General features: G+C 34.9%; 18 protein-coding genes and 1 tRNA gene. 3 read left to right on the top strand and 16 right to left on the bottom strand.

Going from position 1 to position 14,441, the window contains the following annotated elements; genetic code table 11:
• The first annotated feature begins 22 nt into the window (after nt 1–22).
• Both KO464_05075 and KO464_05070 read left to right on the top strand, forming a co-directional pair.
• Entirely contained in the window at nt 23–673 is a 651-nt protein-coding gene (locus tag KO464_05075; GenBank protein MCC7572743.1) for a DUF116 domain-containing protein, read from the top strand.
• Nucleotides 673–1,317, top strand: coding sequence for a DUF116 domain-containing protein (locus tag KO464_05070; protein ID MCC7572742.1), 645 nt, complete (start codon nt 673–675; stop codon nt 1,315–1,317). Before KO464_05075 ends, KO464_05070 begins: the two co-directional genes overlap by 1 nt.
• Here KO464_05070 and KO464_05065 read toward each other — a convergent pair.
• The 14 genes from KO464_05065 to KO464_05000 all read right to left on the bottom strand — a co-directional run bounded on the left by KO464_05065 (nt 1,314) and on the right by KO464_05000 (nt 11,846).
• Entirely contained in the window at nt 1,314–1,640 is a 327-nt protein-coding gene (locus tag KO464_05065) for a zinc ribbon domain-containing protein (GenBank protein ID MCC7572741.1), read from the bottom strand. The genes KO464_05070 and KO464_05065 overlap by 4 nt on opposite strands.
• A gap of 29 nt (nt 1,641–1,669) precedes the next feature.
• The gene (locus KO464_05060) at nt 1,670–2,584 is read right to left on the bottom strand and encodes a radical SAM protein (GenBank protein ID MCC7572740.1); all 915 of its coding nucleotides are present in this window, start codon (nt 2,582–2,584) and stop codon (nt 1,670–1,672) included.
• Nucleotides 2,585–2,745: 161 nt separating this feature from the next.
• Nucleotides 2,746–3,090, bottom strand: coding sequence for a hypothetical protein (locus tag KO464_05055; GenBank protein ID MCC7572739.1), 345 nt, complete (start codon nt 3,088–3,090; stop codon nt 2,746–2,748).
• 4 nt (nt 3,091–3,094) lie between these two features.
• Nucleotides 3,095–4,348: a tRNA (N(6)-L-threonylcarbamoyladenosine(37)-C(2))-methylthiotransferase gene (locus KO464_05050; GenBank protein ID MCC7572738.1), complete on the bottom strand. Its 1,254-nt coding sequence runs from the start codon at nt 4,346–4,348 to the stop codon at nt 3,095–3,097.
• Nucleotides 4,349–4,359: 11 nt separating this feature from the next.
• Entirely contained in the window at nt 4,360–4,617 is a 258-nt protein-coding gene (locus tag KO464_05045) for a hypothetical protein (protein ID MCC7572737.1), read from the bottom strand.
• Between the two features lie 146 nt (nt 4,618–4,763).
• Complete coding sequence (locus tag KO464_05040; protein MCC7572736.1) at nt 4,764–5,420, bottom strand: histidinol phosphate phosphatase domain-containing protein; 657 nt, start codon at nt 5,418–5,420, stop codon at nt 4,764–4,766.
• 4 nt (nt 5,421–5,424) lie between these two features.
• Nucleotides 5,425–6,048, bottom strand: coding sequence for a bifunctional phosphoribosyl-AMP cyclohydrolase/phosphoribosyl-ATP diphosphatase HisIE (locus KO464_05035; GenBank protein MCC7572735.1), 624 nt, complete (start codon nt 6,046–6,048; stop codon nt 5,425–5,427).
• Nucleotides 6,045–6,800 (bottom strand): imidazole glycerol phosphate synthase subunit HisF, encoded by a 756-nt coding sequence (hisF, locus tag KO464_05030; GenBank protein ID MCC7572734.1) that lies wholly within the window; start codon nt 6,798–6,800, stop codon nt 6,045–6,047. Before hisF ends, KO464_05035 begins: the two co-directional genes overlap by 4 nt.
• Nucleotides 6,800–7,372 (bottom strand): imidazoleglycerol-phosphate dehydratase HisB, encoded by a 573-nt coding sequence (gene hisB, locus KO464_05025; GenBank protein MCC7572733.1) that lies wholly within the window; start codon nt 7,370–7,372, stop codon nt 6,800–6,802. Before hisB ends, hisF begins: the two co-directional genes overlap by 1 nt.
• Nucleotides 7,373–7,378: 6 nt before the next feature.
• Complete coding sequence (hisA, locus tag KO464_05020; GenBank protein MCC7572732.1) at nt 7,379–8,089, bottom strand: 1-(5-phosphoribosyl)-5-[(5-phosphoribosylamino)methylideneamino]imidazole-4-carboxamide isomerase; 711 nt, start codon at nt 8,087–8,089, stop codon at nt 7,379–7,381.
• Nucleotides 8,086–8,694, bottom strand: coding sequence for an imidazole glycerol phosphate synthase subunit HisH (gene hisH / locus KO464_05015; protein ID MCC7572731.1), 609 nt, complete (start codon nt 8,692–8,694; stop codon nt 8,086–8,088). Before hisH ends, hisA begins: the two co-directional genes overlap by 4 nt.
• On the bottom strand, nt 8,684–9,733 hold the full coding sequence (gene hisC / locus KO464_05010; protein MCC7572730.1) for a histidinol-phosphate transaminase: 1,050 nt from the start codon (nt 9,731–9,733) through the stop codon (nt 8,684–8,686). Before hisC ends, hisH begins: the two co-directional genes overlap by 11 nt.
• Nucleotides 9,723–10,988 carry a histidinol dehydrogenase gene (gene hisD, locus KO464_05005; protein ID MCC7572729.1) on the bottom strand — a complete coding sequence of 422 codons (1,266 nt, stop codon included), beginning with the start codon at nt 10,986–10,988 and terminating at the stop codon, nt 9,723–9,725. The genes hisC and hisD overlap by 11 nt, the downstream gene beginning before the upstream one ends.
• On the bottom strand, nt 10,989–11,846 hold the full coding sequence (locus KO464_05000; GenBank protein MCC7572728.1) for an ATP phosphoribosyltransferase: 858 nt from the start codon (nt 11,844–11,846) through the stop codon (nt 10,989–10,991).
• A gap of 196 nt (nt 11,847–12,042) precedes the next feature.
• On the opposite strand from KO464_05000, the gene KO464_04995 reads away from it, so the two are divergent.
• Nucleotides 12,043–12,117: transfer RNA gene (locus tag KO464_04995), tRNA-Gly, on the top strand.
• An 83-nt stretch (nt 12,118–12,200) separates the two neighbouring features.
• On the opposite strand, the gene KO464_04990 is transcribed toward KO464_04995, so the two are convergent.
• Both KO464_04990 and KO464_04985 read right to left on the bottom strand, forming a co-directional pair.
• Nucleotides 12,201–14,063: a PAS domain S-box protein gene (locus KO464_04990; protein ID MCC7572727.1), complete on the bottom strand. Its 1,863-nt coding sequence runs from the start codon at nt 14,061–14,063 to the stop codon at nt 12,201–12,203.
• Between the two features lie 13 nt (nt 14,064–14,076).
• On the bottom strand, nt 14,077–14,439 hold the full coding sequence (locus KO464_04985; protein MCC7572726.1) for a response regulator: 363 nt from the start codon (nt 14,437–14,439) through the stop codon (nt 14,077–14,079).
• Nucleotides 14,440–14,441: the final 2 nt, after the last annotated feature.

The raw sequence follows: 14,441 nt of genomic DNA, 5'->3' as shown, positions 1-14,441 counted from the left end.
ATATTTTTTTTAGTTTCCTACAATGACTGAACTTTCAAGTTTTTTTTCTGTCCTGGGCGTTGTATTCGTGATAATCATTGTTATTTTAGGAATACTTCTTTTAATGGCCACGATTCTAATTTACAGTATAGTAAAAAAGAAAAAGATAATATTCCCCAGAACAACTCTGTTTCTTTTGGATACGCTCTACTACCCACTTAAACGATTAGTAGTATCCATAAATCTTGATGAGAGTGTAGTTGATAGAATAGAGATTGATATCCGAAATAAAATTTTGAGAAATGAATATTTTTCTTCAAAAATGAAAGATAGGGTAGTTGTTTTTCCATACTGCTTAAGGTCTATGGAATGTAAAGCGCAAGTTAGCCCAGAAGTCGGTGTTAAATGTACCAAATGTGGAAAATGTAAGATAGGCAAATTTAAAGAGATATGCGACAGCAATTCTATCAAGATATTTATTGCCCCAGGTGGGTCTTTTGTAAAAAGAGTTTTGAAAAGACATCCCAACTCATCAGTTTTGTTAGTGGCATGCCACGTTGAGTTAAATGAAATGATGAGAATATTATCTACAAAAAGAATACCCGAATATGGCGTACTTTTAGAGAAAACTGGGTGTATAGAAACTGATGTTGATATGGAACTTGTAAAAGAGATTTTATTTGAGGTACACTAATGATAGGCGTATTTGAAACTCTTGGAATGATACTAACAGTTTTTTTCTTGATTGTAGTATTACTGCTATCTATTGCCATATTGCTAATTTCATATTCTTTTAAAACAAAGAAGGTTTTGTTCCCCGGATTTGTATTATTTGTTCTTGATTTTCTTTACTATCCCTTAAAGATACTAAGTGAAAAAATAGGTTTCAAAAAAGGCTACATTGATATGATCTCAAACGATATGAGAAATTTTATTAATTACAATGCACTTTCTAAGATTTCATTTGAGGATAGGATACTCCTTCTCCCTCAGTGTCTTAGAAAAAGAGATTGTCCTGCAATACTTGATTCAATGAAAGGTTTCCAATGCATAAACTGTAAAAAGTGCGGGATAGGCGGCCTTATTAGTTTTTGTAATGAGAATAACATTAAAGTTTTCATTGTTCCTGGTGGTTCATTTGTCAAGAAGGTAATTAAACTTGCCCGTCCTAAGGCAATAATTGGCGTTGGATGCCATATTGAACTTAGGGAAGCAAGTCTAGTATTAGAGTATCTTAAGATACCTGGAAGGGGCATTAATCTCGAAAAAGATGGTTGTATAGAAACAAAAGTAAGTTATGAAAAGATAAAAAAAGCAGTTATTATCAGTAGAGATTAAGCTAGTTTTTGCCCACAGAATCTGCAAAACTTGACACCGGGTTCAAGTGGCTTTTGACAGCTTGGACAGTTTAAATCAGATGTTGGTTCATCTTCTTCAACTGGAGCAGCTTGTTTTTTTGCATGTACTGGCCCAAAAGGACTTTCTCTAGTATCAAGACCTAATTTTTCCGCCATTATCTCTCTAGCAGCTTTAACAACAGTGTTAGTGACGTCCTTGTCAACTCTTTTCTTTACTTCTTCTAAAATCTGATTTTTTCCGTCCTCACCTAGCAGTTTCACGAAGTCAGGTATCTTAACTTCTAGATTAAATGTATCGTCCATAATATCACAGATTTTTATCACTTAAATATTTAATAAATCTTATGGTTCGAAATTTCATTTTTCATTGTAGATAATGAAACCATTTTAATATCTGGGAAATTGTAGATGGTACCTTTAGGCGATTCATTATAAAAGGGTCTATCACAAGATGGGCATCCTCTTGTGATAAAAATCTCGTTCCTTAAATGGAATAAATCTTCTTTTTCATATACTACTTTTCCCTCATCAAATGAAAAATCTTCTAGTCTTTTGATTTCTGAAGTAATTAAATAATGGGCTAATTGAAGTTTCCTGTAACTCGAGATGTCGGGCGGAGATAAATTTTCATAATATGTTCCTTTAATTGGAGTAAATGCAAATAAAGACGGATAGACCCTAAGATCATAAAGTCTTTGGAATGCTCCCACCATATCCTCTTCTGATTCACCAAGGCCTGCAATCAAATGACATATTACATTAAATTTTCCAAATATTTCTGAAGATGACCTAATACCTTTCCAAGTTTTTTCCCAACTGTAATATGGCTTCGTTTCTTTGAAGGATTCTTTTCTTGCACAATCAAGGCCAATCCCAATTTTATCTACATAACCATATAAATTTTCAATTCCTTCATAATCTTTTAATGAGAGCGATACAGAAATTGGAAGTTTTTTTGAGAATTTGGACACTATTTCTTTTATCTCAAAGATGAATTTATCATGATTAACACTTTGGATGCAGACTCGTTCGAAATTAGATTCTATATGTGGGATGGCCTTTTCCAAATCAAAAGGATACCATGGCAATCTAGAAAGTTTTGATTCTTCCCTTGACCTAATGCAGAAACAACATCCTGCGTTACATTGCCCCTCCATCATCAAATAACAGGTTCTTTGATCTACTAGAGGTGTACCCTTTTTAAAGCCGATTTTTACAGCCGATCCCAAAGACAGTAAAACATTCATGATAATCAATATTATAGTATTGTTAAACAATATTACCGAAAGCTTTATATATTAGTGTAACAATAATAGTATATAATTATGAGCGCCATTATTAAAGATTGATTAATGGTGTTGCTCATCTTTTTCCTCCATTTTCCCTCCAGGGGGGTTGAAAAACCCCCCTAAACAATCTTATCTGTGTATTTCTTCCATTCTTCCTTCCCAAATCTTTTTTGCATAATTTCAAATTCTGACAAAAAGGAAGATTCTAAATCAATATCAAAAGAATTTGCAAGCTGCATTAATAAGGATAATATCTGGCCAAATTCTCTATTTAGATTTTCATAGCCTGCATCTTTATCATTTCCCAGTCCACTTTTTTTATATCCGTCTTTATATAGGATATATTCTCCAACTTCAGATAGCTCCTCATAAAGATGAATTAAAACTAGTGATGGAGGAAATTTATCCCATCCACGCTCTTCACAAAATACTTTATCTTTCTTCTGTATTTCCCTCAAATCCAATAAATCACCTTCTTCCAATAAGATATGTGGAAGTTGCATCTTCGATATCAACTTCTACGAACTTCCCAACTACAGTATTCTCTAAAATAACAGGTTTGTTGTTATATATTCTTCCTGTTAACGTGCCATCCCTATTTTTCTCCGTTACTAATGCTTCAAAGCTTCTCCCAATATAAGATCTATTTATTTCAGAAGAAATCTTTTTCCGTAGAAGATTCAATCTTCTGGATCTCTCCTTAACAATCCATGTTGGTATCTGTTTCATTTTAGATGAATCTGTTCCTGGTCTAGGTGAAAAACGAGTTAGATTAATCTTATCTGGCCTTATCTTTTCGATGAGCTTGTAAGTATTTTCAAAGGCAGACTCATCTTCTGTTGGGAACCCCACAATGATGTCCGTGCACAAATAGAGGTCTTTTATGTTGTTTCTAAAAAGTGAGACAGTCTCTAAAAATTCTTTGATTGTATGGCCTCTATTCATATCTAAAAGAACTTTATCATCTCCTGACTGAACAGGTATGTGTAAAAATCTATACATGTGCGGATTCTTATATAACTCGACCAATTCATTTTCGAAAATTTTTATATGATTTGGATTTGCCATTCCGAGTCTTAACATAAATTTTTCATGTATCTCAAATGTCTTTTTTAGGAGGGATGTAAGAGTTTCTCCTGTGTCCAAGCCGTATGCAGCTGTGTCCTGTGAGGTAAATAAGATCTCTCTATATCCTTCTGAGAGTGCTTCATTTACCTCTCTTACTATTTCTTCAATTGGAAAGCTGTGCACATTGCCTCTTGCGAATCTTGTACAGCAAAAACTACACCTGCCCGCACAACCTTCTGATATCTGAACAATAGCAGATGCAGAATCATCTCTAATTTTTTTAAAAGAAGTCTTTGAACCAAGTCTTCTGTTATCCTCTGAAATAAAAGTCATTTTTTTGTCAGAAAGGACGACTTCAGCGATACGATCTAAATCATTTGTTCCAATAATTCCCGAAACTCTTTCATCAATTGCCTCAAGATTAATTTTTGGTAAACATCCTGATATAATGACTCTTTTATTTTCAAGTAACGAAGAAATTCTTAGACGAATCTTCTTTTCAGTTTGACCTTTAACCCCACAAGTATTAACAATAACGGTATCTGCATCTTCGATTGATTCTACAAGAAAATCTTTCAAGAGATATTTAATTATCTCGCTGTCTCCCTTGTTTTGGGTGCAGCCATAAGTTTCAATAAAAATCTTACGTTGCATTTTTCTTAACGCTACCCTATCGAATTAATAATAGAAGGCAGAAGTTGGATTACTATATATACAATAAAGATTACAATTAATATTTCCAATATCTTCTTGGCGTAGTCAAATCCCAGCCTCAATAAAACTAGAAGGATGAGTATTCCTACTTCGTTCACTGCCCCTTCTGGGAGAAAACCATTAGTTAGAGCAGATATCTCTTCTGCTAGAAACTCACTGAAAGAAAGTATGGCTTCTACAATCTTGATGACAAACTGCCCTATGTCCATAATTTTAAATTAAAAAAAATTACTTATAAAAGTTTTGCAGTGTATAATAATCAGCAGAAAACTCATTAATCAAAAATACAGCAATTGATAACTCTATGAACCTTAAAAAAGAAAAAGTGTAGGCAAATATTTGCCTAATTTATTTTTTATAAAATCTTTTCGAGTAATATTTTTGGATTTTCCTTAATCACATTTATAGCAGATTCTTCCTTAAGTCCTGCACCCAAAGCGACACGATATGCAAATTCCTGGGTGATTAGATTACTTGGCGAGTGTGTATCTGTATCTAAAATGAAGTTTTCACCTAATGAAGCAACTCTTCCATTTCCAATGTTGTGACCACCTCTTGCAGTTATTTCAAGAAATATATCTGATTTGTTTGCAAGCTTTGCATCTTTTTCATCAATTATTCCTGGATGTGCAAGTATATCAACTTCACCGCTCTCAATTGCGCTTCTGTTTGTACCTGGCATGACAGGTTCAACTGGAGTCTCCCCATGGACAACAACTATTTTTGCGCCAAGTTTTTTTGCCTTGACTGCTAGTTTTTTAATTGTCTCGGGAGGTACATGTGTAATCTCAACACCTGGAATTACATTTATATCCCAGTATTGATTCAGTTCCTCAGAAACTCGTGCAAGGTTTGGGACAATGAATTCTATATTTGAAGCATCGACATGATCTGTCAATGCAATTGCTTTGTGATCTAACGCCCCTGCACGCCTCACAAGTTCTGATGGGATAAGTTCGCCATCAGAAAATATTGTATGGGTATGAAAATCATATCTTTTTCCTAAATCCATGTATTCACTTCCTTCTCTTTTTCAATTCTTCTAAAACTGATTCAAGTTTAATATCTCTTTCAACTAATAAAACAAATAAGTGATAGATAAGATCAGAGGCTTCTTCAACGGTTCTTTTTTTCTCCTCTGAATAAGATATAATTACCTCACTTGATTCTTCTCCGATTTTTTTAAGGAGGAGATTCTTATCGGTAAGTAATTTGGTGGTATACGAATCCTTTGGCATCTCTTTCTTTCTTTTTTCTATTAACTTGTAAAGTTCATCTAGAACATAAAGTCCACCTTCAAAGGACTTTTCACCTATTATTTTTCCATCAATTTTTCTAAAGTAACATGTTGGGTATCCTTCGTGACATGCTGCACCGATTTGCTCAACTAGAACTAGAATAGAATCTGCATCGCAGTCATACCTCACTTCTTTTACCTTTTGTACATTACCAGATGATTCTCCCTTAAACCAGAACTTCTTTCTGCTTCTTGACCAAAAACATGTTCTCCCAGTTTCAAGTGTCTTTTTTAATGAATCTTCGTTCATGTAGGCCATCATAAGTACTTCTTTCGTATTGTAATCCTGAACGATGGCAGGAATAAGGCCTTTTTCATCCCACTTCAGATTAAAGTCACTCATAATCTTACCGATACCTTTTTTGATCTAAGGTATTCTTTTACCTTTCTAATTGAATGTTCTTCGTAATGGAATATGGAAGCTGCAAGTGCCGCGTCGGCCTTACCTTTGGTCAATGCTTGGTAGATATGCTCTGCATTTCCAGCTCCGCCTGAAGCAATAACTGGGATATTAACAGCTTCAGAAATTGCTTTCGTCAGAGGGATATCATATCCATCTTTTGTACCGTCTGCATCCATACTTGTAAGTAATATCTCTCCGCAACCAAGATTTTCGGCTCTCTTTGCCCATTCAACTGCATCTATGCCTGTGGGAGTCCTTCCCCCATGAGTATAGACTTCCCAACTTTTACCTTTCCTTTTAGCATCTATTGCAAGAACTATGCACTGGCTTCCGAATATTCTTGAAGATTCTTTTATCAAGTCTGGATTTTGAACTGCGGATGTATTGAGACTAACCTTGTCTGCTCCAGCACGTAATATTGCCTTTATGTCTTCGATATTTCTTAATCCCCCTCCGACTGTAAATGGTATAAAGACAACGTCCCCCGTCCTTTCAACTACATCAACCATGATATTCCTTTTATCAGATGAAGCAGTAATATCAAGAAATACTAATTCATCCGCGCCTTTTTCATCATAAAGCTGTGCCATTTCTACAGGATCGCCAGCATCCCTGATATTTACGAATTTTATACCTTTCACAACTCTCCCCTGGTCAACGTCAAGACATGGTATGATTCTCTTTGCATGCATTATATCACTCCTTTAGTTGAAAGTAGATCAATTCTATCATTAAATGAAGTTGCCATTAAAAGTGCTTTACCAAATGATTTGAAGACTGCCTCTATCTTGTGGTGGTCATCGTCTCCATAGAATTCCTTTATGAATAGATTTAGTGGAACCTTCTGTGCGAAAGAATCAAGGAAATGTAAGAATAAATCGGGTGAAACTTCTTCAATCTTGTCAAACTTGAAGTTTAAATCAAACTTTGTGTAGTGCCTTCCACCTATATCAAGGGAGGTCATGACAAGCGAATCGTCCATTGGGACTGTGGCCGTGCCTACTCTATTGATCCTTTTTTTGTCTCCTATGGCCTCTGAAAATGCCATCCCCATTGCAATACCTATGTCTTCAACAAGGTGGTGAGTTAAATCTCCTTCAGCCTTTATTTCTATATCAAAAAGGCTGTATCTAGAAAAAGTCTCGAGCATGTGATCAAAAAATTTCTTTGATGTAGAAATTTTATATTTGCCCTGGCCATCTATATTCAACTTGATCTTGATATTTGTTTCCTTTGTTTTTCTTTCAATTTTTGATTCTCTCAAAACAAATCACCCAAATACTTTCCTTACCTCATTTAAATCAATCTTATTAGTATAAATTGCCGTTCCGACTACGGCTTTGTTAATGCCTATTTTATCAAGTTTTATTAAATCATCAATTGATGAAATCCCACCTGATGCAATTATCTCTACATCTATGAGGGATAAAATCTTTTTGTATAGCACTGTGTCTGGCCCCGTCATCCTTCCCTCGACACCTATACTTGTGATTAGGAAGGAGGATGTATATTCTTCTAAATTTTTTATTGTTTCATATATCGATAAACCTGAGCCTTGAGTCCAGCCAGAGATTGATACCTCTTCTCCTTTAACATCCAAAGCAATGACTATTCTATCCTTCCCAAATTCATCATTTATATTTTTTAGAAGTTCAAGATTTTTTACTGCTGAGGTGCCCATAATGAGTTTATCCGCACCTGCATTAATTAGCTCTCTAAATATCTCTATACTTCTTATCCCGCCCCCAACTTCGGCGGGAACTTTAATCTCAGATAGTATTTTTTTTATTATATCCCTATTGATACTTGAGTTATATATGGCAGCGTCAAGGTCAATCAGGTGCAAATAATCTGAATACTCTGCCCACTTTTTTGCAATTGTGAGCGGATCTGGATTCTCAAACACCTTGATATCGGGATCTCCTCCAACAAGTTGTACACATTTTCTATTTAAGATATCAACTGCAGGCAAGACTTTCATATCGTGCTCTCCACTATATTTATGTAATTTTTAAGAAGCTTTAGTCCGGACTCGCCACTTTTCTCAGGGTGGAACTGAGTTCCGTAAATAAAGTCTTTTGCAACTATTGAGGGAAATCTTATTCCATACTCTGTTTCACCAAGAGTATAATCAGGCCCACAGAACGGTGCATAAGAATGAACAAAATAGAAATAAGATTCATTTTTTATTCCGATTACTAAAGGATCATCATCTAAGAATCCAATGCTATTCCATCCCATGTGAGGTACTTTGAGTCCTTCGGGTAGTTTCCTTACAGATCCGGGTATAAGATCTAATCCTTTGAAAAATCCGTTTTCTTCACTATCTGAGAAAAGCATTTGCATGCCAAGACAAATTCCGAGAAGAGGCTTTGTTACCGATTCCTTTTTTAATACTTTAATAAAAGGCCCTAAATTCTTCATTCCATCTTCAAATGCCCCAACTCCAGGGAGTATTAAACCATCACAATCGAAATCTTCTTCTTTATCAATGAAAACAGGATCTGCTTTTAAAAATCTAAAAGCTTTGTAAACACTCTTTAAATTCCCCATTCCATAATCAATTATACCTATCTTAACAGACATTTAATATCTCCCTCAAATAAGAAATAAATTTTACACATTGTTCGTAAGTTCCTACAGAGACTCTCATATAATTTTTGCCTTCGAAGTATCTAATTAGAATTCCTCTTTTCAATAGCTCTTCATAGATCATTCTAGGATTTTCTGTTTCAAATAGTATGAAATTAGCATTTGACTGAATTGAATTTATACCCTTTATCTCCTGCATTGCACCATAAAGATATTTTCTGTTTTCCTTTATTTTTTTAACAGAATCTTTCATAAAATCTTCATGCTGGATTGCAAGTTCAACTACCTTCATAGATATTAGATTTAGGTTATATGGGAGCATAACTTTGCTCATTGACTCAATTAATGTTTCTGATGCCACGCAGTATCCTGTTCTAAATCCTGCAAGCCCAAATGCTTTTGAAAATGTCTTCATGACAATCAAATTATCATAATTATTCACCAAGTTTAGTCCTGAATGTCCAGAAAATTCGGCATACGCTTCATCAAGAATTACCAATACCCCTGTGTCAAGTATGGTTTTGATTTCTTCGTCTGGGTATGCTATGCCTGTAGGATTATTTGGACTACAAATGATGGCCATCTTGGCATTTTTTGCTTCAGAAATTATTTTTTCAACAGAGAGAGTAAAATCAGGATTAAGAGGGATTATTATTGGAAGTCCTGAATAAATCTTTGTGGTACTAGCGTAAAGTGAAAAAGTAGGAGAGGGTATTAATACTTTATCAAGTGGAGAAATGAAAGCTTTTCCAATTGTATCAATAATCTCATCACTACCGTTTCCAACTAGTACATTTTCTTTTTCAAATCCGATATACTCTGCAATTTTTTTTCGTGTGTTGGAATTTGTGACTTCCGGATACCTGTTTAAGGGCATTGATAAGATGTTATCGTGTAAACCACAAACTACAGTTTCGTTTTTCCATGGAAGTTCATTTGCGTGTAATCTTATTAAATTACCATCGGATACCGAAACTTCTGAAGAGTATGGATCAAGATTCTCTAAAAGGTCTCTATCGAATTTACTTTTCATCTTCAAACCTCACGTTAACCGCTTTTTCATGCGCAAATAATCCTTCAGACCTAGCAAGTGTTGAAACTGTGCCCCTATAAGTCTTTAGCCCTTCCTTTGTGACATATTGGAATGTATATTTTTTTATGAAATCATCAACTGAAAGACTGGAATAAAATTTTGCAAATCCTGATGTAGGGAGTACGTGATTTGTTCCTGAAACATAATCCCCCATGGCTTCAGGAGAGTATTCTCCCAAAAAAACTGAGCCAGCGTTTTTAATCTTTGTAAGAAGTGAGAATGGTTCTTTAACCATTAGTTCAAGGTGTTCTGGGGCAAAATTGTTTGAAAGTTCTATTGCTTCCTCTAAAGATGATACTATGAATACTCCGCCTCTTTTCAAAGATTCTTTCAGTATCTCGTTTCTTGGCAATACTTTAAGCTCATTTTCTATTTCCCTCACAACTTTTTCAGCAATAGATCTTGATGTAGTCAATAGGTATGCTGAAGCCATAGGATCGTGTTCAGATTGGGCAAGCATGTCTAAGGCAATAAATCTTGGATTTGATTTTTCTTCAGCAATTATCATTACTTCACTAGGGCCCGCTGGAAATTCAGTTGGGGTTTCAACAAGTTTTTTTGCCATTGCAACATATCTATTTCCTGGCCCGACTATTTTTGAAACTTTTTTAATTGATTCTGTCCCATACGATAAGGCCGCTATTGCTTGAGCTCCGCCTACTTTATAAATTTCATCAACACCTGCAATGTCTGATGCTACCAAAACTGCATCATTGCATCTGCCATCCTTGCCTGAAGGGGTTACTACAACTATTCTTGGAACACCACATATTTTTGGAGGGATTGCTGCCATGAGCACTGTAGAAGGATATGATGCCCGACCACTAGGGACATAAATTCCTGCACTTTCTATGGGCAATATCATCTGCCCTGCTGTAATACCTTTTTTTTCGAATAAAAAGGATTGGGGAAGCTCTCTTCTGTGGAAATCCTCTATGTTTTCAGCTGAAGTTTCCAATGCTTCAATTAGTTCGGTATCTACATTATCATAGGCTTCAGCTATCTCATCTTGAGTTACTAAAAAGTCATCTATTTGGACACCGTCAAATTTTAATGTGTAGTCTCTGAGCGCTTCGTCTCCTCTCTTTTCTACATCCAATAAAATTGACTTTACGTAACCATCATCTTCTAATAGGACTTTTCTCTGTTTATCTTTTTCAAATAGAGCTTTTGAGCCTTCATAAATTTCAATCAACTAATTCACCAACCGTTCTATAGGGATAATAAGAATTCCTGTTCCGCCCATCTTTTTAAGTTTTTGAATAGTTTCTGATACCTGTTTTTCATCGACTACAAAGTGAGCTGCAACAAGTGATTCTTTTGATATTACATCCATTACTGTTGGGCCCCCAAGACCATGAAATTCCTTTTCAAATTTACCCAATGATTTGGTAGGAAGATTTACCATAATGTACTTCTTACCCTGTGCATCTAAGACGCTTCTAACTGATGCAGAAAGAAGTTCTATCTCATCTCTCTTCTCTTTAATGCTATTCTTGTTTGCTATTAGCACTGCCTCAGATTCAATAATTTTGGATATGGGTTTTAGATTGTTCATCAATAAAGTTGTTCCAGTGCTAACTATGTCCGATATTAAATCGGACACCCCAAGGTAAGGGGCAATTTCCGTTGAACCTGACACTTCAATCACCTTCAGATTAATGCCTTTATCTTTAAAGTATTTATCTGTACTTTTGGGGAATTCTGTCACAATCTTCATTCCATTCTTAATGTCATCAAACTTTGTTATAGATGAGTTTTTCGGTGCGGCGATTGTAAGTGTGCATTTTCCAAATCCCAGTTTTAGCAAAACTTCAACATCAGCACCTCTTTCCCCAATGATATCAAGACCAGTTATCCCTATATCCACAACTTGATCCTGAACGTATTCGGGTATGTCTTGAGTCCTCACAAATACAGCCTCAATATTTTTTTCTTCGATACGTGAAAATAACTTCCTACCGCTATCTTCAAACTCATAACCTGATTTTTTTAATATTTCAAGACAGGGATTTGATAATCTCCCCTTTTTAGGAATAGCTATTTTTAGCATGAAAATACCTCCGCCAAAAATGACGTAATTAATGATGATGGGCAGCACATGATATTATAATAGAAGAATCAAACTTAACGTTTACGTTAATAATGCCCATATAATCCACATATGTTTTTTAAAATATCAATTTTTAAGCATTGTGGTGGCTAAAAGAGAAAGTTTTAAATATACAATTAATTCGAATAAAAAAGAAGCGGTCATAGTGTAGTGGTTAGCACTTGAGCCTTCCAAGCTCATGACGCGGGTTCGAATCCCGCTGACCGCACCAATTCTTTTTCTAAATAGATTCCAATTCAGAGCCATTTTTCATTTATTTGAAATTATTTAGTATTTAAAAAAAGAAAGAGAATATTACATATATCTTTTCAAGAATTTTCTAGTTTCCTCTGTATCCATCCATCCCTGATCAAGCTCTTTTAATAATTTCTCGATTCTATCTACCTGTCGAATAACAACGTCTTTTGTTTTTTCATCCTCAACATTAACTTGTACGAAACCGCTCAAAATAGCCAGAGGATTTCTTATGTGATCTATCAGGTGGGCAAAGTATTCTAAGTTCTCATCTAATTGCTTTCTAGATTTTTTGTTATCCGTGATATCCATTACTAACGTTATATAACCCTTGGAAAGGTCTTTAATATCCAATGGACTGTTTCTTATGTAAATGTCCTTAGTATCGCCATTTTTTAGCTTATAGTTTGTTTCAACTTCTATAACGTCTTGGTCCCTTACTGGGTCATATAAGATACTTCCAACTCGTTCATACTCTTCATTTGACTCAAAAAGAAATCTCGGAGTTTTTCCAACTAACTCTTCATCAGAATAACCTGTAATCTCTGCCATTTCTCTATTTGACCATTTGAATTTTCTATCTTGTAGATAATTTATGCCAACTGGGGCAGCCGAAAGAATACCCTTTAACGTTTCTTCCCTTTCTTGCAGTTCCTTTTCAGCTAATTTTCGATATGTTATATCCTCTGCTACTTTTACAAAATGTGTTATTATCCCACTTTGCGTTTTAACAGGGGCAATGGATGCCAATTCCCAATAAATATTCCCATTCTTTTTTATATTCTTGAACTCTCCTTGCCATTCATTGCCTTTTGATAAGGTATTCAAAAACTCTCTGTCATTTTCTTCAGAAAAAGGTTCTCCGCCCAAGAAAGAAGCATCTCTTCCTATTACTTCAGATGAAGTGAAACCAGTTACTTCAACAAACTTTGGATTTACATATTCGATCTTTCGATCCTTGTCAGTTATAATGACAATAGCAGGACTTTGGTCTACGGCGTTATGAAGCAATACTATTTCTGCCTCAAGCTTTTTTCTTTCAGTTATATCCGTACCCACGGACAATATCCCGGTATAATTTCCATTACCATCAACTATAAGCCTATTTGCCCAGTATACCCATACTCTTTCTCCATTCTTTTTTATATTTTCATTGATATTTGTAGAGTATCTTTCTATGTCAGAAAAAATATCTTTAAGCAAAAAACTAAGATTTTTTCCAGTAGAGTCGATAGGCGGGGTAACAGTTCCTATAAAATTCTTTCCAATGATCTCTTCCGCCTTATACCCAAAAAACTTTAATCCATATTCATTCATTGATAAGATATTTCCATCCACATCGTACTTCGTTATTATACTGTTTACGTTTTCTACAAGCTCACGGTATCTTTCTTCACTTTGCTTTAATTTTTTCATTAATTCATTATTTTCGGCCATTTTTTTTTCTAGGAGTACTAACTTTTTCTCTAGTTGCCTTGCCAAACGTTCACTGTAAATCTTTTCCATATTGTTTTCTTTTTCGAATAAATACTCTCTTGGCTTTATTTTTCCTTCTTTGAAATTTTCAAAATAGTTATTAATTATTTTGATAAATTCATCAGGTTCAATTGGGGTCTCTACGTAGATATCTGCGCCTAATTTTAATGCAAATTCCTTGTCTTTTTTTTCAGTATAGCTCGCCGAATAAAAAACAAAAGGTAGGTCCTTAGTTTTAGGATCGTTCTTCAATGTTTTACAAAGCTGGAACCCGTCCATTACTGGCATTAGTATATCAGAAATTATCATATCATACTTTTTGTAAGCCAGCAACTCAAGAGCTTGTTGGCCATTTGAAGCTCTAGTAACAAGATAGTTATTTGCAGCTAAGATTTTTTCTTGAAGATATGCAATTTCTTCATTATCTTCTACAATAAGTATCTCCAATATTAACCTCCCATTATTTCAAGTATTCCATAATTTGATTAATAAATTTTTCAGGATCAATGGGTTTCTCAATATAGCCAGAGCATCCTGCTTTAAGTGCTTTATCCCTATCCCCCATCATTGCATATGATGTCAATGCTATTATGGGGATAGAATTGCCTACAGGGGACTCTCTTATCCTTTTTGTTGCTTCAAGCCCGTTGATATCAGGCAACTGTATGTCCATTATGATAAGGTCAGGTTTTTCCTCAATTGCTTTTTTTACACCTTCACAACCGCTACTAGCTGTAATTGTAGTATGTCCATTTTTTTCAAGTATATATTTAGTAAGATAGAGGTTGTTCTCATTGTCCTCAACTATAAGTATTCTTCCCATAT

Origin of the sequence: Methanofastidiosum sp. (assembly GCA_020854815.1) — an archaeon.
Taxonomy (GTDB): Archaea; Methanobacteriota_B; Thermococci; order Methanofastidiosales; family Methanofastidiosaceae; genus Methanofastidiosum.
Note: the sequence above shows the minus strand (reverse complement) of the source record. Positions and strands in the feature narration are given on the sequence as shown.